Here is a 19,743-nt window from a genome sequence, read left to right on the forward strand (position 1 = left end):
GGTCCCGCATACCCGGCCCCGGACACCTCGGAACTCATCGTCGCGCAGGAACACCTGCGCGGTCTCCTGTAACGGGGGGATGTGTGAGCGACGCGACTGTCCGTCCGGGCAGCACGAGGCAGGCGGGAGCGCCGGTCAGGGCCACCGCGGCGAGCATTCCGAGCGCCAACCCGCGGCCGTTCGCGGCCATCAGCGCACTTCCAGCGGCGACCCCGAGCGTCGGACCCACGTTCACCGCGGTCTGCTTGAGCCCGCCCGCCACCCCGGCCGACTCCACGGCGGCTTCCCGCACCACCACTTGGGTCGCCGCCACCATCACCGCCCCGAACCCGGCCCCCAACAGGGCGAATCCCCCACATACCGTGACCGTGTCCGAGGCCCGGGACAGCACGAGAACGGCCAGCGCCACGACCACCATCGCCACTCCGGCCGTACGACGGGCCCCGACCCGGCGCAGCACCACCGCGGTCGCGGGTGCGGAGAGGACCATCGCGGCGGCCAACGGCAGCCCCCGGAGGGCACTTTGGAAGGGGCTGAGCCCCACCGTGTCCTGCAGGAAATAGGTGACGACGAACAGGGTTCCGGAGAAGGCGGCCGACGCGGCGAGCAGCATCCCGAGCGCCCCGCGGATCGCCGCCGAGCCGATGACGTCAGGCGGCAGCAGCGGATGCGCCGTACGACGCTCATGCCGTACGAAGGCGACACCGGCCAGCACGGACACGGCCAACCCGGCGGCCGAGCCGGGCAGATCCACCAGCGCCTGGATGAGAGAGGCGAGGGAGAGCGCGAGCAGCAGGGCGCCGGGCAGATCGAACCGGATGGCGGACGCCTGTCCGCGGTGCGACTCCCGCACGGTGAGGGCGAGCACGCCGAACACGAGCGAGGGCACGACGTTGAGGAAGAACACGGCCCGCCAGCCCACCGCGGTCACCAACGCCCCGCCCACCAACGGCCCGGCGGCGGCCGCCACCCCGATCACACTCGTCCGTACGGCGATCGGCATGCCGAGCCGGTCGGGTGGGAACGCGGCACGCAGCATGCCGAGCGTGGCCGGCTGGAGCAGTGCCCCGAACACCCCCTGGACGACACGGAGTCCGATCACCCAGCCGACACCGGGCGCCAGAGCGATTCCGGCCGAGGCGACACCGAAGCCGAGCATGCCGAGCCCGAACACCCGCTGATGCCCGTACCGGTCCCCGATCCGCCCGGCCGACACCAACAGGCTTGCCACGGCCACCAGAAACGCGGTGCTCGTCCACTGGACCTGCGCCGGCGACGCCCCCAACTCCCGCTGGAGCGTGGGCTGTACGACGGTGAGCACGGTCCCGTCCAGCGCGACGATCGCCGCTCCCGCCACACTGCTCGCCAGCACGAGCCGCCGGTGCGTTGGCTTCGTCTGATACACCGTCATACGGCTGCCTCCGGACCGAGGTGCGCGTCGAGGGCCGACCGCAGCAGGGGTACGAAGTCATCGGCGCCGGTGGCGAGTTGGAGGCTGCCCCAGCGCCAGAGCTGGGCGACGCCGTGCAGGTTCGCCCACAACGCGCCCGCGACGAGGCGGGCGTCCACGTCGGGACGGGCCCGGCCGACCAGGTCCACCAGGACGCCGAACAGCGGCAGGCTGGTGTCCCGCAGACCCAAGTGACCGCTCTCCAGCAGATCGTGACGGAACATCAGCTCGTACATGCCGGGGTTGTCGAGTGCGAACTCCAGATAGACCCGGCCCAGCGTGTCCAGTTGGGCGCGCGGAGGTGCCGTACCGTCGCCGAGCGCGGCCGTCGCCCGCTCCGCGAGATCGGCGAAGCCCCGCCGCGCGATCGCGGACAGCAGCTCCAGATGGGTGGGGAAGTGACGGCGGGGCGCGCCGTGCGAGACGCCGGCCCGGCGGGCGATCTCGCGCAGGGTCAACGCCTGCGCACCCTCCTGGGCCACCAGCTCCACACCTACGTCGACCAGGCGGCCCCGTAGTCCTGCTTCCGGTTCGCTCATGCTCATAGACACTGTCTACCGGTGATCCGTAGACAATGTCTACTCCCTGGCGTCCAGCTCGGGGAATGCGTGACCCGCTTCACACGGTTGATGGACGCATGACTCACGACGCGACGCAGGACGCACTGCTCCAGTTGCTCTCCGAGGGCCACGGCGGGGTACTGGTCACCCTCAAGAGCGACGGCCGACCCCAGCTGTCGAACGTCAGCCACGCCTACTACCCCGACGAGCGGATCATCCGCGTGTCGATCACCGACGACCGCGCCAAGACCCGCAACCTGCGCCGGGACCCCCGCGCCTCCTACCACGTGACCAGCCCCGACCGATGGGCCTACACGGTCGCCGAGGGCACGGCCGACCTCACCCCGGTCGCCGCCGACCCGCACGACGACACGGTCGAGGAACTCATCAAGCTCTACCGCGATGTCCTCGGCGAGCATCCGGACTGGGACGACTATCGGGCGGCGATGGTGCGGGACCGGCGGCTGGTGCTGCGGTTGCGGGTGGAGCGGGCGTACGGGATTCCGGCGGGAGCCAACCGGGGTTGAGCCATCCCGGAAAGAGGTGACCCATCGTCACCGTCCTTCACCGGCGCTAAGGTTGATCCGCTGTGCGGAGAGCGGACGACGGGGGAGTGCACGAGGTGATGGATCTGCTGTCCACGAGCGCCATCGGTGCGGTGTTCGGGGCCGTCGGCTCCGGGATGGCGAGCGAGGCGGGCAAGTTGGCCTGGGAGTCGGCCGGCGGAATGGTCCGTCGCCTCGCCGGACGCGAGGTGACGGCGCCGGCGACCCCCGACGAGGTGAACGCCGTCGCGCGCATGGTCCACGACCGTGTCCACAGCGACCCCGAACTCGCCCTCGTCTGGGCCCGGTTCGCACGAGGCGTACGCATCCCGGAGCCTCTCACCGGTCCGGGACGCCACTGCCTCCCACCGGCACCCCGTTCCTTCACGGACCGTCAGGATGCCCTGAAACTCCTGGACAAGGAGGCGACCCGCGCCTTCGACGCCCGTCCACGACTGGCGCTCCTCCACGGCCCCGAGGGCATCGGCACCAGCACCCTCGCCTTCCACTGGGGCGCACGGCAGGCGGCCCGCTTCCCCGACGGGCAGCTCTACGCCGACCTGCGCGCCCTCGGCCCCGAACCGGTCCTGGCCACGCTGTTGCGCCAACTCGGCCTGCCCGACGAGGACATACCGCCCTCGGTCGCCGACCGGGCCGCCCTGTTCCGGCGCTCCCTGGCCGCCCGCCGCGCTCTCGTGGTGCTCGACCACGCGCGTTCCTCCGCCCAGGTGCAGCCGCTGCTGGCACCGGCTCCGGACGTGGTCACCCTCGTCGTGGCCCGGAATCCGCTCATCGGCCTCGACGCCCTGCGGATCCCGGTCGGCCCGCTGGGCCGCCGGGACGCGAAACGGCTGCTCACCGAGCTGGTCGGCAAACCTGCGGTCAGCGCCGCCCGCGCCACGCTGCCCGCTGTACTGGACCGCTGCGCCGGCTCGCCCTACGCGCTGCGCGCCGCCGCACCCCGGCTGACCGCACCGCCCCTACCACCGGAGACGCCCGCCGGGTCCGAGAGCGACCCGGTGAGTTCCGCCGTCGAGGACTCGTACCGTCTGCTGACCCCCGACGCCGCCCGCCTCTACCGCCTGGCCGGCCTGTACGACTGGCCCGCTCTCGATGCCGCCGCAGCCGCGCGGGCCGCCGGTATCGACGAGGTCGAAGCCGCCCGGCTTCTCGACGAGTTGACCGGTGCCCTGCTCATCGAGCTGACGGACGACGGCCGTTACCGCTACCGGCCCGCCGTCCGCGCGCACGCCGCGCGCACGGCCGCCGCCACGGACGGCATCGCCGCGTGCTCCGCCGCCGTGTCCCGCACCGTCGAGGGCTATCTGCAGCTCGCACTCGCCGCGGCACAGGCCGCGTTGCCCGAGAGCTGGCGCGTCCCGGCCGCAGCCACACCGCTTTCGTACGAGAACCGGGGCGCGGGCGTCGCCGCACTGGTCGCCGAGGCGCCCAACCTGGTCCAAGCGGTGCACGCCGCCGAGGAGTTCGGTGACTGGGACACCGTCGTCCTGCTGGGCCAGGCCCTGTGGCCGCTCCAACTCAAGGCCGGCCAGCACGACATACTGCTGCCCGCCCTGCGAGCAGGAGTCCGTACGGCGGACTCCCACTTCCCCGGCACCCGCATCGCCGGCGCCCTGCACGCCCAACTCGCCCACAGCCTCATGGAGTTGCGGCGCTGGGACGAGGCGGAACCCGAGGCGCTCGCGGCGGCACGGGACGAACGGGCCGGAGGGCATGTGCGCGGACATGCCTCCGCCGTCGAGTTCCTCGGCCTGCTGCGACTGCGCCAGTGGCGCTTCGACGAGGCGTACGCGGCTTTCGACGAGGCGTACCGCGTCCTCGACGGCATCGGTCCCGCCGACGAGGGCGCCGCCGATCTGCCGCGCGCCCGCGCCCTGTTGGAACGCCACCGCGGCCGGGCCCTGCGCGGACTCGGCCGCCGAGCCGAGGCCGTCGAGCGACTGGACCGCGCCCTGGCCTTCTTCCGCGCCAGCGGCGAGGCCTACAACACGGCCCGCACCCTCACCGACCTCGCCGAAACCCGCCTGAACGGCGGCGAGTTCACGGCCGCCCGCGCCCTGATCGACGAGGCCGCCGCCGCCCTCCGCGACGAGAAGGCCGAACAGCACCTGGAGTATCTCCGCAGGCTGCGCGAGCGCTGCGACGGCTAGCCACGGGTGACCCGGACCCGGTGCACGGCCTCTCCCGTGTGCACGGTCAGCCCCCGCGCGACGACCTCGTGCAGTGACTTGCCGGACGCGAGCCAGGCGTACAGGGCCGAGGCGTAGGCCGCCGGGTCCGCGTCCGCGCCCGGCTCGGCGCGCAGATGCAGCAGGGTGTCGTCCGAGGTGCGGACCGTACAGGTGCCGGGGCCGGTGATGTACGCGGCGAGGGCGCACTGCGGGTGCCGGGCGAGTGTCTCCGTGGTCCAGAGCGCGGGTGATCCGAAGCGCGGATCCTCGGCCGTGCCGTGCCGGAACACCACGTCGGCCAGGGAGAGTTGGGACTGCTCACGGGTGTCCTCGTGCACCGCCGTATGAGCCTCGCCCGTGTTGTCGGGCGCCGGGTGCGGGCCCGCGTGCCGGACGACCGAGACCTCGCCCGAGCCCAGCAACTCGGTCAGCACCTGGAGCGGGACCGTGTGCGCCGCGGGCTCGAACGGCGGGAGCGGGAGCGGTTCGAGCAGCGCGGGCGCGTCCGGTTCGGGGATGCCGATGATGTCGTAGAAGAGGCGCCGGAGGCGGGTCGCCGACTCGCCAGGTACGGAGCTGGTGAAAGCCGCGGGGTCGGCCAACGGGCTATGCCTGCCGATGAGTTGGGCCAGTTGGGGGCGGAGCGGGAGGGTGGGGTCCAGGCGGGGGGCCGTACGGACGAAGGCGTGCACCGGGGCGTCGGGGGCGAGGCCCGCGAGGGGGGCGGCGCCGAGGAGGACGGGCGTGCCGAGTGCGGCGGCGTAGTAGGTCGCCGAGCCGTGGTCGCCGATGACCGCGTCTGCGGCCAGTAGCGCCTGGCGCCAGCCGTGCAGCGGGTCGACGAGGGTGAGACCGGCGCGGCGGGCGCGGTCGAGCCAGGCGCGGATCTGGCCGGGGCCGTGACCGTGCCAGATGTTGGGGTGCAGGACGGCGGCGAGACGGTACTCGTCGACGGGAAGTTCGGAGGTCAGACGGGGGAGCAGGGAGGGCAGTATGTCGTCGCCGAACAGGGATTCCGGGTTCCAGGTGGAGTTGAGCACCACCAGCCGCTGACCGCGCCCGACACCGAGCGCCCGCCGGTAGCGCTCCCGGTACGGGCGGGCCGCGAGCATGCGGTCCCAGCAGGGATCACCGGCCAGTACGGCCGTGGGCGCGGCCTCGGGGCAGACGGCACGCAACCGCTCCAACTGCTCGGGGTGCGACAGCACCAGCGCGTCCGCGACGGGCCGTCCGCTTTCGTCGAGCAACCACTCGGGCGACAACCCGAAAACCGGAGCCGCGACTTCCGCCGCCTCGCCGCCGGGTGTTGGGTGTTGGGTGTTGGGTGTCCCTAGCCTCTTAGTATATCCGACACCGTGTGACAACACGGCCAATACACCTGAAAATGCCCGGAGTTGACCGCCGAAGCTCGCCGACACCGCCAAATCGACCGATGTCTGAACAGCCTGGTCCCAGGGCACCACCGGCACCCCCGTTTCCGCCAGCAACTCCGCGACCCCGGCCCGGAACGCCGACGACCCCGTGCAGGTCACCAGCAACTGCACCCGGAAGTCGTCGTGGAAGAGCGGCAGTACGTCGAGCAGCCGAGTCGCGGACGTCACGTTGTGCACGACGAACAGCACCTTGCGGCCGCGCCCCCGCGTCGCCCACCGCCCGGCGTCGTCGCCGACCGGCACCCGTATCCACTCCTCGGCCCCCGTCACGCCCCTCGACCACCTTTCGCACGTGTGATCGGGCAACGATAGTCAGCCCCGGGCCCGCGTGCACCGGCCGCCCCTGAAATCGGCCGGGGCACGCGGAGGCCCTTACTGGCGGCGCAGGGCGGCGAGCGCCTTGGCGGCGCCCCGCGCACGCAGGTTCACGAAGGCCGGTGTCACCGTCAGCGGCGTCGCGTACGACGTCAGCGTCACCGGTCCCTTGACCGTCCTACCCCGGTTGACGTCGTACCACGTGCCCGCCGGGAGGTGGATGTCCCGCGTGGCCGACGCGGTGAGGTTCGGTGCCGCGAGGACCGCCGGGCCCAGCATCCACTCGTCGGTGATCGTGTAACTCGCCCTGTCCTGAGGGAAGTCGAAGAACAGTGGCCGCACGATCGGGTCGCCGGTCTTGAGCGTGTGCCGCACCTGGTCCCAGATGTACGGCGCGAGCCGCTCGTGGCGGGCGATCGCCTCGCGGTACAGGGCGACGGTCTGCCCGTCGTAGGGCACCTGCTGACCGGTCGTCACATCCGTGGTACCCGCGGGGGACGTCGACGCGTACATCAGCGGCATGTACGACGCCGACTGTGCCCAGCGCACCAACACCTCTTTCGTCGGGGCGGGTTGACCCATGGAGCCGCCGATCATGTCGGTCTCGACGAAGGGGTAGCCGATGGTGGACAGCGCGAGGTTCTGGGAGACGGACGCCTGGAGGGAGTTCCAGCCGGTGCCCTTGTCGATCTGGCGGACGACGAAGCCGGCCTGGTGCGCGGCGCTGCCCCAGTGGACGCGGATGCCGGCGCCCTGGAGGTCGTAGGAGTCGGCGAGTTCGGAGCCGAGGCGCTGGTAGTCGGTGCCGGTGTACCCGGCGCGCGGGGCGCACTGGTCGTCGAAGAAGCGGGTGTCGAACTTGAGGCCGTCGACGCCGTAAGTGGCCGTCAGGGTCTTCAAGTTGCCCTGGTACCAGGCCTTCGCCGCCGGGTTGCCGAGGTCGACGATCCCCGCGGTGCCGTTCCACCAGGTCACCGTGCACGGTTTCGTCGGGTCGGCCGCGTCGTGGAGGAGGTAGTCGTGGTCCGCCGCGTACTGGTAGTTGGTGGAGTCGAGGTTGATCCAGAGGGTGACCCAGAGGCCGAAGTCGTAGCCCAGGGCGTGGATCCGGTCCGACATCGCCTTGGGGTCGGGGTATGCCTTCGGGTCGAAGGTCATGTTGCCGTAGTTGGACTCCCACTTGTCGTCCAGTTGGACGGTGTGCCCGCCAAGTCCCTTGTCGTGCAGGGCGGTTGCGTAGGCGAGGAGCTTCTCCTGGTTGACGCCCGTGTAGAACTGCGCCCACGAGTTCCACAGCGGCTTCTCGTACTGCTCGTACGTCGCGTCGCTCTGGCGCGGTGTGCCGACGATGCCGATGTAGTCGTCGTAGACCGCACGCGGTGTCGACTCGACGAACACCGTGGCCTGGTAGGTGCTGCCCGAGTCGACGCCGAAGCGGCCCAGACCGTCCTCGCCGGCGTTCAGGGAGACGTCCATCGTGTCGCCGGTGTCGACGTACAGACCGGCCGAACTCTCCGTGTACCAGAAGGGATCCACCATCTGGTACGACGCCGGGCCGAAGTCCGGCTGCTCGACCTGCCCGGCGTCCAGCGGCCATGGCTGGTCGGTGTACGGGCCGCCGGAGGGGGTGCTGGTCTCGCCGTGGCCGTACCAGTGGCCGGAGGGGGAGAGGCCGTAGGTGAGGCCGAGTTCCGTCGCCGCAACTCCCCTGACGTCCCAGTCGAGTTGATAGCGGTCGGCGGCCGGGGTGAGCCGTGCCTCGATCTCCGTGCCGGTGAGCGTCGTATCCGCCGTGAGCGTGAGCACGCCGTCGCGCCAGCTCCACCCGGTGAGCGTCGTCGCGTGCTGCCAGTCGGAGTCCGAACCGGCCCTGAAGCGCAGGGCGTCCGCGGCCGTCGCGAGCACGGTGTGGCCCGATCTCCTTGTGGTCAGGGCGAGTTGGCCGGTGGTCGGCACCGTGACGGAGTAGCCGGGGGAGCCTGGTGCCGGCGGGACCTTCAGCGACACCCCGGCCGGGGACTCGGAGACCGTCGCGCGGTCCGGCACGGTCGCCGGGGTGCCGTGGGCCGTCGACGGCAGGAACGCCATGGTCAGGGCGGTCGCGAGGAGGCAGCCGAACCTGCGGGAAAAGATGCGCACCACTCATGTCCTTCTGCGGGAGACGGGAGAGCCATGGGGTTGCCGTGCAGCAGCGCTGTTCTTTTCTGCTCGTTCCGGCCGATGTTCTTGCGCGAAACGTCATCTGTCAACGGGGGCGCCCTCATGCGGGGAGGGTTCGCGCCGCCCTTTCCCTTGACAGTCGAGACATTTCCTTGCAGGCTATAAATGGCTTGATAATCAAGATGTATGACCATCAAGGAAAGTGGTTCTCGTGCACGTTCTGATCATCGGCGGCGGTACCGGCGGGATGTGCCTGGCGCACGGACTGAAGAAGGCCGGCGTCTCGGTCGCCGTGTACGAGCGCTACGGCTCCCGCCGCGACGGCCTCTACGGCTACCGCGTCGGCATCGACCCCACCGGCAACCGGGCCCTCAAGGAGTGCCTGCCACCCGACCTCTTCGACACCTTCGTCGCCACCTGCGCACGGGACCCGCGCCACCTCAACGTGCTCACCCAGTCCCTGCGCACCACCGCCACCTTCGAACTGCCCGAAGCGCGCGACGCGGTCGACAGCGAACGTTCCGTCTCCCGGTCGACCCTGCGGCAGGTGCTGTTCACCGGCATGGACGAAGTCGTGCACTACGGCAAGGAGTTCACCCGCTACGAGCAGCACCCCGACGGCACGGTCACCGCCCACTTCACCGACGGCACCACCGCCACCGGCGACGTCCTGGTCGCCGCGGACGGTACGCGCTCGGCCGTGCGACGCCAGTTCCTGCCGCACGCGGAGATCAAGGACGCCGGCATCACGGCCATCGCCACCAAGACCGCCCTCACGCCCGAGACCCGTGCGCTGCTGTCGGACGAGGTACTCAACGGCCTCTCGCTGATCTTCGCTACGAAGGGCCTGATCGGCATGCTCCACGTCATGGAATTCAAGTGGGACGACCAGGGGCGGCCCAAGAATCCCGCCGACAAAGCCCTGTTGGACAGCTGGTCCGGCCTGCGGTTCGACGACACGCGCGACTACATCAACCTGTCGGTCTGGAGCGCCCACGACCACTTCCCCGAGGGCACGCATCGGCAGCGCGGCAGGCAACTCGTCGACACCGTCCTGGAGTCGACCCGCACCTGGCATCCCGACTTGCGCCGAATCCTCGAACTCTCCGACCCCGAGGCCGCGTTCCCGCTGCGGATCGCCACCTCGGTCCCCGTCGACCCGTGGCCGACCACCACCGTCACCCTGCTCGGCGACGCCATCCACACGATGACCCCCGGCCAGGGCGTCGGCGCCAACACCGCACTGCGCGACGCCTCCCTCCTGTGCCGCGAACTGACCGCCGCCGCCCGGAAGTCCAAGCCGCTGCTGACCGCGATCGGCGACTACGAGACCGAGATGATCCCCTACGGCTTCACCCGCGTCGCCGAGTCCCTCGACAACAACGGCACCAGCGGCGACGACCCCCTCTACCGTCCCGTCACCGGCCGCCTCGCGCTCTTCGCGGCCCGCAGCTACTTCAGCGTGAGCAGCAAAGTCCCCGCGTTGCGCCGCAAGTTCCTGGCCGACATGTACGCGTACCGCGGCTCCGACACGGCCTGAGTGACCCCGAAGCCGAAACCCCCGGTCAACGGAGCCCGGGGGTACGGTACTTGGCGAGCGACGATCAGGCCGTCACCGTCTCCGGCCGGGACGTCTCCCGGGGTGACCGGGTGCCGAGCAGTTCCGTCGGGACCGTGTGGGTCTCGCGGGCGGACAGCGCGGCGATCACCGGCGGGACGCACAGGGCCGCCGTGAACAGCGCCACCGACGACCAGTCCGTGCCGTCGGGACCCGCGATCCGCGCGGCGAACGTGACCGCGAACCCGGCCACGGCGAAGCCGATCTGGGTGCCGACGGCCATGCCCGACAGCCGGACCCGGGTCGAGAACATCTCGCCGTAGAAGGAGGGCCACACGCCGTTCGCGGCGCTGTAGACGATGCCGAAGGCGACGATGCCGAGGATGAGGGTGAGCGCGTAGGAGCCCGTCGATATCGCCCAGAGGTAGAGGAACATCGTGATCGCGCTGCCGACCGCACCGATCAGAAACACCGGGCGGCGGCCGATACGGTCGGACAGGGTCGCCCACAGGGGGATCGCGGCGAGGGCGACGAGGTTGGCGAGTGCACCCACCCACAGCATCGACGAGCGGGACATGCCGACGGAGTCGCTGGTCGCGTAGGCCAGCGCCCACACAGTGAAGATCGTGGAGACGGAGGCGATGAGCGCGCCCGCGATCACCCGCAGGACGTCCGCCCAGTGCTCGCGCAGCAGCACCACGAGCGGCAGTTTCACGACGCCCTCGGTCGCCGCCTGCTCGGCGAAGGCCGGGGTCTCCTGGAGGGTGCGACGGATGAAGTACCCCGCGACCGCGACCAGCACGCTCGCCCAGAACGGAACGCGCCAACCCCAGGACAGCAGCTGCTTGTCGGGGAGTTGGGCAACGGCGAGGAACACGAGCGTGGCGATGAGCTGACCGCCCTGGGTGCCGCTCAGCGTGAAGCTGGTGAAGAAGCCGCGCCGGTCGGGCGGCGCGTGCTCCAGTGTCATGGAACTGGCGCTGGCCTGCTCGCCCGCCGCGGAGATGCCCTGGAGGACCCGGCACAGCACGAGCAACACCGGGGCGAGCGTGCCGACTTGGCCCCGCGTGGGCAGACAGCCGATGAGGAACGTCGAGAGCCCCATCAGCAGCAGCGTGAAGATCATGACCTTCTTACGGCCGACCCGGTCGCCGAAGTGCCCGAGGAACAGCGCGCCGACCGGCCGGGCCGCGTAGGCGACACCGAAGGTGGCGAGGGAGAGCAGGGTCGCCGTGGCCGGGTCCGAGTCGTCGAAGAAGACCTTGGGGAAGATCAGCGCGGCGGCGCTGCCGTAGACGAAGAAGTCGTAGTACTCCAGGGCGCTGCCGATCCAGGCGGCAGTGGCGGCCTTTTTCGGTTGCCCGACGGCTTTGGCGGGGACGGACACGGCTTGCTCCTTCGGGGAAACTCCACCGCAGGCGGAGTGAGCGGAGACGGATACGGGGGTCACGGGGAGGCGCTGCCGGATCGCGGCTAATTAACCCACTGGATAGTTAGTCTCGGTGGGTAGGGATGTTGCGCTCGCGTTTCCCGGGTGTCAAGGGGGGTCGCCGAGCGACCTCAGTGCGTTGCCCGCTCCGCCGTCAGATAGGCGATCACCATGTCGCCCAGCATGGTCCGGTAGTGCTCGCGCTGCTCCGGCGCGACCAGGTCGCGGCCGAACAGGGCGCCGAAGGTGTGCCGGTTGGCGACCCGGAAGAAGCAGAAGGAACTGATCATCGCGTGCAGGTCGACGGCGTCCACGTCGGCCGTGAACAGGCCGGACCTCTGCCCCGCCTCCAGGATGCGGCGGATCACGTCCAGGGCGGGCGAGCCGATCTTCCCGAGCTTCTCGGAGGCGGCGATGTGCTCGGCGCCGTGGATGTTCTCGATGGACACCAGGCGGATGAAGTCCGGGTGCTGCTCGTGGTGGTCGAAGGTCAGTTCCGCGAGTCGGCGGATGGCCGCGACCGGGTCCAGGTGCTCGACGTCCAGGCCTCGTTCGGCCTCGCGGATCACGCCGTAGGACCGTTCCAGGACGGCCGTGAAGAGCTGCTCCTTGCCGCCGAAGTAGTAGTAGATCATCCGCTTGGTGGTGCGGGTGCGGGCGGCGATCTCGTCGACGCGGGCGCCGTCGTAGCCGGCCCGGGCGAACTCGTGGGTCGCCACGTCGAGGATCTCGGCCTTGGTGCGGGCCGCGTCACGGATGCGCCCGTTCGGTCGTGCCGGTTCTTCGACGCTGGTCATCGGGTTCCTTGGCTTCCTTCGGGCGCGGGCGCGGTGTGCGGCCGATTGTAGAAGCAGGGGCCGGTGGTGGGTGATCGAGTTTCCGGCCGGGGGCTTCCCGCAGCAGGGCGATGCTGATATAGCTAACGTACTAGTTCGTACATTAGCGAGCCACTCAGGAGGGCCACTGTGGCCGACGTCTTCAAGGACTCGTATCTCGTCGGGCTGATCGGTTCCGGCATCGGTCCCTCCCTCAGCCCGGCCCTGCACGAGCGCGAGGCGGACCGGCAGGGGCTGCGCTATGTGTACCGGCTCATCGACATCGACGTGCTCGGCGTCGGCCCGGAGGCGGTGGGCGAGCTGGTGCGGGCCGCCCGTGACCTGGGCTTCGACGGGCTCAACATCACCCACCCGTGCAAGCAGCTCGTCATCGAGCACCTCGACGGGCTCGCCCCGCAGGCCGAGGCGCTGGGCGCGGTCAACACCGTCGTCTTCGGGGTGGACGGTCGCGCGATCGGCCACAACACGGACGTCACCGGCTTCGCCGCCTCCTTTGCGCGCGGACTGCCCGACGCGCCCATGGAGCGCGTCGTCCAGTTGGGCGCGGGCGGCGCGGGCGCGGCCGTAGCGCACGCCACGCTCACCCTCGGCGCCGAGCGCGTCACCGTGGTCGACGCGCTGCCCGAACGCGCCACCGCCCTCGCCGACTCCCTGAACCGTCACTTCGGCCCGGGCCGCGCGGCCGGCGCCACGCCCGAGCGGCTGCCCGAACTGCTCGCCACCGCGGACGGCATCGTCCATGCCACGCCCACCGGGATGGCCGCCCACCCCGGACTGCCCTTCCCCGCACGGCTGTTGCACTCGGGACTTTGGGTCGCCGAAGTGGTCTACCGCCCGCTGGAGACCCAATTGCTGTGCACCGCCCGTGCGTTGGGCTGCGCCACTCTCGACGGCGGTGGCATGGCGGTTTTCCAGGCGGCGGACGCGTTCCGGCTGTTCACCGGCCGGGAACCCGACAGCGCGCGGATGCTCGCGGACATCGCCGAGTTGGCCGACGCCGTACCGACCCCGCGGTGAAGAGCCGCGCCGAGCAGTGAAGAGAGGTACCGACATGCGGACATCCATCGCCACCGTCTCCCTCAGCGGCTCCCTCACCGAGAAACTCACCGCCGCCTCCCGGGCCGGCTTCGACGGCGTCGAGATCTTCGAGAACGACCTGCTCGCCAGCCCCCTCACACCGGAGGAGATCCGCGCCAGGTGCGCCGACCTCGGGCTGACCATCGATCTCTACCAGCCGATGCGGGACATCGAGGCGGTGCCCGAGGCCGAGTTCGCCCGCAATCTGCGCCGCGCCCGGCACAAGTTCGAGCTGATGCGCAGGCTCGGCACCGACACCGTCCTCGTCTGCTCCAGCGTCTCCCCCCTCGCCGAGGACGACGACGCGCTCGCCGCAGCTCAGCTGAGCCAACTGGCCGACCTCGCGCAGGAGTTCGGCGTCCGCGTCGCCTACGAGGCGCTCGCCTGGGGACGTCACGTCAGCACGTACGACCACGCCTGGCGCATCGTCGAGAGGGCCGACCACCCGGCACTCGGCACCTGCCTCGACAGCTTCCACATTCTGTCGCGCGGCTCCGATCCCAAGGGCATCGCGGACATCCCCGGCGAGAAGATCTTCTTCCTCCAACTCGCCGACGCCCCGCTCCTCGCGATGGACGTCCTGCAGTGGAGCCGCCACTACCGCTGCTTCCCCGGTCAGGGTGGCTTCGACGTCGCCGGACTCGTACGGCACGCCCTGACCGCCGGCTACGACGGCCCGCTCTCGTTGGAGATCTTCAACGACGTGTTCCGGCAAGCGGAAGCGGGCCCCACGGCGGTCGATGCCCAACGCTCGCTGCTGGTCCTCCAGGAGTCCGTCGGTCTGTCGCGTCCGCCCGCCCCCGTCGTCCCCACGGGCATCGCCTTCGCCGAACTCGTCACGCCCGACGCGGAACCCGTCTCGGCCCTGCTCGGCGCCCTCGGCTTCACCCGCACGGCCCGTCACCACGGCAAACCGGTGGACCTGTGGCAGCAGGGCGACGCCCGCATCCTGGTCAACACCGGCCCCGCCCTACGACGGGACGGCACCGCCCTCGCAGCGATCGGCCTGGAGTCACCCGACCCCGAGGGCGCCGCCCGCCGCGCCGAGGCACTCCTCGCGCCGGTCCTGCCCCGCCGTCGCGCCCCCAAGGACGCCCCGCTCGATGCGGTCGCCGCACCGGACGGCACCGAACTCTTCTTCTGCGCCCGCACCACCCCCGAACTCCCGGGCTGGCGGGCCGACTTCACGGACACCGCCAGTCAACTGCCCACAGGCACAAGGACAGGCACAAGGACAGGCACAGGCACAGGCATTCAACGCATCGACCACCTCGCCCTCACCCAGCCCTGGCACCACTTCGACGAGGCGACCCTCTTCCACCGCAGCGTCCTCGGTCTGCAAGCGCAGGAGAGCGTCGACGTCGCCGACCCCTACGGCCTGCTGCGCAGCCGCGCCGTCACCAACCCCGACGGCAGCGTCCGTATCGCCCTGAGCGTCGGCGCGGCCCCGACCGAGGACGGCGCCCACGCCCAGCACATCGCCCTCGCGACCGAGGACGTGGTCGCCGCGGCCCGCCGCTTCCGCGAGTCCGGCGGTCAACTGCTGCGCATGCCCGCGAACTACTACGACGACCTCGCGGCCCGATTCGACTTCGCCGAGGGCGAGTTGGAGACGTACCAGGACCTCGGCATCCTCTACGACCGGGACGCGGGCGGCGAGTTCAGGCACTGCTACACGCGGACGGTCGGGCGGGTCTTCTTCGAACTGGTCCAGCGCGAGCCGGACTACCGGGGTTACGGCGCCCAGAACGCGCCGGTGCGCCTGGCCGCCCAGCACACGGCGAAGCGTCTCACTGGCGGCTGACGGTTCTGGTCACGCCGGTGACGACCGTCGTGGCCAGGATCCAGCCGGTGATGATCAGGGCGTAGCCGAGGCACTGGTACCAGCCGTCCGGCGCGAACGCCTCCTCCTGGCCGAAGGAGATCACCGGGAGCAGCAGGTCGAGGGTGTAGAAGACCGGGTTGAAGTGCGGGGCCTCGGACGCCTTGAGGGCGTGGGGGTGGTGCAGGCCGTAGGCGAGGGAGCCGATCGCCAGCAGCGACAGCAACCAGGCGCAGGCGCGCAGCGGGCGGAAGCCGTAGCCGACGGTGGCGTCCTGGACGTAGCCCCAAATGCGCCCGTACCAGGGGCGGGTGGCGCGCAGGCGGCGCTGCTTGGCGAGTTGGACGAGGCGGGCGGCCTGGTCGTCGCCGATGCGGCGGTAGGCGGCGGCCAACTCCTCGTAGGCGTGCGGGACATAGCCGTCGCCGTCGCGTTCCAGCATGGCCAGACGGCGCTCGGCGGGCTCGTGGGGGATGAGCGAGGTGTAGGCGAGGCTGGTGAGGAAGACCTGGTCCGGCAGCACCTCCGGCTCCAGCAGCAGGACGTCGATCTGGGCGCTGCGCAGCACGACACCGCCTTGGGCGGGCGGGCTCTGGCGTAGCCAGAGTTCCCCCATCGTGGTGCTGCTCGCCAGCAGCGCGGGGCCGCCGGGGTTCGACAGGGTCGTGTACGACAGGTCCAGCCGGCCCGCGATCCGGGCTCCGCGCAGGCCGATCCAGCCGTCCACGCGGGCTTCCCGCACGAGGACGTTGCCCTCGACGGTGAGGATCTCGGCGTCGATGGCGGAGTCGCCGGGGTTGGAGAGGTGCGCCGTGTTCAGGTCGATCGACCCGGCGACACTCGCGCCGCTGAGCCGTATCTGGCCTCGGGTGCGCAGTCCGGCCGCCCGGAGATCGTCGCCGACGGCCGCCTGATTGAGCTGGAGCACCGGCTGCTCCGCGTCCGGAGCGATGATCTCCGCGCTCTCCATGTACAGGCTCCCGGCGATCTTCGCCCCGGCGAGCCGCACCACTCCGCGGAACCGCGACCGCGTCATCCGCAGCACGCCGTCCACCCGCATCGCATGGGCGGTGAGACCCGGCAACACCGAGTCGCCGAGGTTGAGTTCGCGCAGTCGGCAGGCGTAGAAGCGGGGCACCTCGTCGAAGTGGCAGTACCGCAGCCGGACGGGGTGGTCGATCGTCGCGTACTGCAGATCGAGCCTGCCGCTGATCCGGGCGCCCGCCAGGCTCAGCGACGCTATCTCGCCCGCCTCCTGCGGCCCGTTGAGCAACAGGGCCCGCAACACCTCGGCGCGGACGGTCCGTTCGGGGTCCCAGGTCTCGCCGAGGGTGACGTCCTCGTCCTCCGCCGTACGGAAGTCCACGGACTCGCCGAGCGGGAAGGCCCGCCACACCTGCTCCTCGGCCGGTGTCAGATCGTTGATCTCCATCAAGCGGGACTCTAGCCGCGCGGAGGCCGCGGGCACAGGGGACGACAACGGCCCGGACCGCACGTCAACGCGTGGTCCGGGCCTTGGAGTTGTGCCGTTACGGTCGGGTGTTCCACTCCGCGATCACCGGGCGGTCGTGCTCGGTGGAGAGGCGGCTGACCGTGCCGGTGGCCAGTTGGAACAGGCGGCCGTCCGCCGCAGACAGGCCCAGGCGGCGGGCCGTGAGGACGCGCAGGAAGTGGGCGTGGGCCACGAGGACCACGTCACCGTCCGCGAGTGCCGAGTCCACCCGCTTCAGCACCCGGTCGGCCCGGGCGCTGATCTGGTCCGGGGACTCGCCGGGGTGTCCGGCCGGGCCCGGCGGCACCCCGTCGGTCCACAAGTACCAGTCGGGGCGGGTGCGGTGGATGTCGACGGTGGTGACGCCCTCGTAGGCGCCGTAGTCCCACTCGTGCAGGTCGGGGTCGGGTACGGCCCCGGTGATGCCCGCGAGTTCGGCGGTGCGTATCGCGCGGCCGAGCGGGCTGGTGAGTGCGGATGCGAAGGCCCGGCCCGAGAGGAGCGGAGCGAGGGACTTGGCCTGTTCCTCGCCGTGCTGGGTGAGGGGCAGGTCGGTCCAGCTGGTGTGCTGGCCCGACACGCTCCACTCCGTCTCGCCGTGGCGGACCAGCAGAAGATCCCCCACGGCGCGCCTACTTGGACTCGACGGCGTGACCGCCGAACTGGTTGCGCAGGGCGGCGACCATCTTCATCTGCGGCGAGTCGTCCTGACGCGAGGCGAACCGCGCGAAGAGGGACGCCGTGATCGCGGGCAGCGGCACCGCGTTGTCGATGGCCGCCTCGACGGTCCACCGGCCCTCGCCGGAGTCCTCCGCGAAGCCCCGCAGCTTGTCCAAGTGCTCATCGCCGTCAAGGGCGTTGACCGCGAGGTCGAGCAGCCATGAGCGGATGACGGTGCCCTCCTGCCAGGAGCGGAACACCTCACGCACGTCCGTGACGGAGTGGACCTTCTCCAGCAGCTCCCAACCCTCGGCGTACGCCTGCATCATGGCGTACTCGATGCCGTTGTGAACCATCTTCGAGAAGTGCCCGGCGCCCACCTTGCCGGCGTGCACGAAGCCGAACTCGCCCTCGGGCTTGAGCGCGTCGAAGATCGGCTGGACCTTCGCGATGTTCTCGGCGTCGCCCCCGACCATCAGGGCGTAGCCGTTCTTCAGGCCCCACACACCGCCGGAGACACCCGCGTCGACGAAACCGATGCCCTTGGCGCCCAGCTCCTCCGCGTGCTTCTCGTCGTCCGTCCAACGGGAGTTGCCGCCGTCGATCACCGTGTCGCCGGGCTGGAGCAGGTCGCCCAGCTCGTCGACGACCGACTGGGTCGGGGCACCGGCCGGGACCATCACCCAGACCGTGCGCGGCGCTTCGAGCTTGCTGACCAGTTCGGCCAGGTCGCTCACGTCGGAGACCTCGGGGTTGCGGTCGTAGCCGATGACGGTGTGGCCTGCGCGGCGGATCCGCTCGCGCATGTTGCCGCCCATCTTGCCGAGGCCGATCAGTCCGAGCTGCATGTCAGTTCACTTCCTGAGAATCCTGGGAATTACGGAGCGTCCGGTAGGTGGCCACGAGAGCGGCGGTGGAGGGGTCGAGCCCCGGCACGTCCGCGCCCTCGGTCAGGGCGGGTTCGACGCGCTTGGCGAGGACCTTGCCCAGCTCGACGCCCCACTGGTCGAAGGAGTCGATGTTCCAGACCGCGCCCTGCACGAACACCTTGTGCTCGTAGAGCGCGATGAGCTGGCCGAGCACGGACGGGGTGAGCTCGCGGGCCAGGATCGTGGTCGTGGGGTGGTTGCCCTTGAACGTCTTGTGCGGCACCAGTTCCTCGGGCACGCCCTCGGCACGCACCTCGTCCGGCGTCTTGCCGAAGCCCAACGCCTGTGTCTGCGCGAAGAAGTTGGCCATCAGCAGGTCGTGCTGCGCCTTGAGTCCCTCGCTCAGCCCGTCCACCGGGTTGACGAAGCCGATGAAGTCCGCCGGGATCAACTTCGTGCCCTGGTGGATGAGTTGGTAGTACGCGTGCTGCCCGTTCGTGCCGGGCGTGCCCCACACCACCGGGCCGGTCTGCCACTCCACCGGATCCCCGTCCCGGTCAACCGACTTGCCGTTGGACTCCATGTCCAGCTGCTGCAAGTAGGCGGTGAACTTGGACAGATAGTGCGAGTACGGCAGCACCGCGTGCGACTGGGCATCGTGGAAGTTGCCGTACCAGACGCCCAACAGGCCAAGGAGAAGAGGCGCGTTGGACTCGGCGGGCGCGGTGCGGAAGTGCTCGTCGACGAGGTGGAAGCCGTCGAGCATCTCGCGGAAACGGTCCGGGCCGATGGCGATCATCAGCGACAGGCCGATGGCCGAGTCGAACGAGTAGCGGCCGCCGACCCAGTCCCAGAACTCGAACATGTTGTCCGTGTCGATGCCGAAGTCCGACACCTTCCCGGCGTTCGTCGACAGCGCCACGAAGTGCTTCGCCACGGCCTTGTCGTCTCCGCCGAGGCCCTCAAGGAGCCACGTCCGTGCGGACGTCGCGTTGGTGATCGTCTCGATCGTGGTGAACGTCTTGGACGCGACGATGAACAGCGTCTCCGCCGGGTCCAGGTCGTGGGTCGCCTCGTGCAGGTCGGCGCCGTCCACGTTCGACACGAACCGGACCGTCAACGAGCGGTCGGTGAACGCGCGGAGCGCCTCGTAGGCCATCGCCGGACCGAGGTCGGAGCCGCCGATGCCGATGTTGACGACGTTGCGGATACGACGGCCCGTGTGCCCGGTCCACTCGCCGGAGCGGACCCGGTCCGCGAAGCCGGCCATCTTGTCGAGAACGGCGTGGACTTGCGGGACGACGTTCTCGCCGTCGACCTCGATCACCGCGTCACGCGGGGCGCG

15 protein-coding genes are annotated in these 19,743 nt (G+C 70.6%); 5 read left to right on the plus strand and 10 right to left on the minus strand.

Annotated elements, in window-relative coordinates; all coding sequences use genetic code 11:
- Positions 1-34: 34 nt before the first annotated feature.
- Complete coding sequence (locus ACFWP5_RS10435; protein WP_384153331.1) at positions 35-1,411, minus strand: MFS transporter; 1,377 nt, start codon at positions 1,409-1,411, stop codon at positions 35-37.
- Positions 1,408-1,989 carry a TetR/AcrR family transcriptional regulator gene (locus ACFWP5_RS10440; protein WP_384153334.1) on the minus strand — a complete coding sequence of 194 codons (582 nt, stop codon included), beginning with the start codon at positions 1,987-1,989 and terminating at the stop codon, positions 1,408-1,410. Before ACFWP5_RS10440 ends, ACFWP5_RS10435 begins: the two co-directional genes overlap by 4 nt.
- Positions 1,990-2,087: 98 nt before the next feature.
- Between ACFWP5_RS10440 and ACFWP5_RS10445 the strand changes: the two genes are divergently transcribed.
- Together ACFWP5_RS10445 and ACFWP5_RS10450 are read left to right on the plus strand one after the other, a co-directional pair.
- Positions 2,088-2,537, plus strand: a complete 450-nt coding sequence (locus ACFWP5_RS10445; protein ID WP_384153337.1) for a PPOX class F420-dependent oxidoreductase — start codon at positions 2,088-2,090, stop codon at positions 2,535-2,537.
- A 98-nt stretch (positions 2,538-2,635) separates the two neighbouring features.
- Positions 2,636-4,726, plus strand: coding sequence for a tetratricopeptide repeat protein (locus ACFWP5_RS10450; RefSeq protein WP_384153375.1), 2,091 nt, complete (start codon positions 2,636-2,638; stop codon positions 4,724-4,726).
- On the opposite strand, the gene ACFWP5_RS10455 is transcribed toward ACFWP5_RS10450, so the two are convergent.
- Positions 4,723-6,450, minus strand: coding sequence for a hypothetical protein (locus ACFWP5_RS10455; RefSeq protein WP_384153340.1), 1,728 nt, complete (start codon positions 6,448-6,450; stop codon positions 4,723-4,725). The genes ACFWP5_RS10450 and ACFWP5_RS10455 overlap by 4 nt on opposite strands.
- Before the next feature lie 102 nt (positions 6,451-6,552).
- On the minus strand, positions 6,553-8,583 hold the full coding sequence (locus tag ACFWP5_RS10460) for a glycoside hydrolase family 31 protein (protein WP_384153378.1): 2,031 nt from the start codon (positions 8,581-8,583) through the stop codon (positions 6,553-6,555).
- Between the two features lie 283 nt (positions 8,584-8,866).
- Here ACFWP5_RS10460 and ACFWP5_RS10465 point away from each other — a divergent pair, with 283 nt between their 5' ends.
- Positions 8,867-10,195, plus strand: a complete 1,329-nt coding sequence (locus tag ACFWP5_RS10465; RefSeq protein ID WP_384153343.1) for an FAD-dependent oxidoreductase — start codon at positions 8,867-8,869, stop codon at positions 10,193-10,195.
- A gap of 64 nt (positions 10,196-10,259) precedes the next feature.
- Here ACFWP5_RS10465 and ACFWP5_RS10470 read toward each other — a convergent pair whose 3' ends face one another.
- Together ACFWP5_RS10470 and ACFWP5_RS10475 are read right to left on the minus strand one after the other, a co-directional pair.
- A complete protein-coding gene (locus tag ACFWP5_RS10470; protein WP_384153346.1) occupies positions 10,260-11,600 on the minus strand; it encodes an MFS transporter in 1,341 nt (446 codons plus the stop codon).
- Positions 11,601-11,773: 173 nt separating this feature from the next.
- Positions 11,774-12,439, minus strand: coding sequence for a TetR/AcrR family transcriptional regulator (locus tag ACFWP5_RS10475; RefSeq protein WP_384153349.1), 666 nt, complete (start codon positions 12,437-12,439; stop codon positions 11,774-11,776).
- 168 nt (positions 12,440-12,607) lie between these two features.
- Here ACFWP5_RS10475 and ACFWP5_RS10480 point away from each other — a divergent pair, with 168 nt between their 5' ends.
- A complete protein-coding gene (locus ACFWP5_RS10480) occupies positions 12,608-13,495 on the plus strand; it encodes a shikimate dehydrogenase (RefSeq protein ID WP_384153352.1) in 888 nt (295 codons plus the stop codon).
- A gap of 34 nt (positions 13,496-13,529) precedes the next feature.
- Positions 13,530-15,359, plus strand: coding sequence for a bifunctional sugar phosphate isomerase/epimerase/4-hydroxyphenylpyruvate dioxygenase family protein (locus ACFWP5_RS10485; protein WP_384153355.1), 1,830 nt, complete (start codon positions 13,530-13,532; stop codon positions 15,357-15,359).
- On the opposite strand, the gene ACFWP5_RS10490 is transcribed toward ACFWP5_RS10485, so the two are convergent.
- The 4 genes from ACFWP5_RS10490 to pgi all read right to left on the minus strand — a co-directional run.
- Entirely contained in the window at positions 15,346-16,809 is a 1,464-nt protein-coding gene (locus ACFWP5_RS10490; RefSeq protein ID WP_384153358.1) for a membrane-associated oxidoreductase, read from the minus strand. The genes ACFWP5_RS10485 and ACFWP5_RS10490 overlap by 14 nt on opposite strands.
- Positions 16,810-16,906: 97 nt before the next feature.
- The gene (locus ACFWP5_RS10495; protein WP_384153361.1) at positions 16,907-17,494 is read right to left on the minus strand and encodes a histidine phosphatase family protein; all 588 of its coding nucleotides are present in this window, start codon (positions 17,492-17,494) and stop codon (positions 16,907-16,909) included.
- A gap of 7 nt (positions 17,495-17,501) precedes the next feature.
- Positions 17,502-18,377: a phosphogluconate dehydrogenase (NAD(+)-dependent, decarboxylating) gene (gnd, locus tag ACFWP5_RS10500; protein ID WP_384153363.1), complete on the minus strand. Its 876-nt coding sequence runs from the start codon at positions 18,375-18,377 to the stop codon at positions 17,502-17,504.
- Between the two features lies 1 nt (position 18,378).
- Positions 18,379-19,743: glucose-6-phosphate isomerase (gene pgi / locus ACFWP5_RS10505; RefSeq protein ID WP_384153366.1), on the minus strand; the 1,365-nt coding region annotated here is incomplete at its 5' end.

The organism is Streptomyces sp. NPDC058469 (genome assembly GCF_042721125.1).
Classification (GTDB): domain Bacteria; phylum Actinomycetota; class Actinomycetes; order Streptomycetales; family Streptomycetaceae; genus Streptomyces.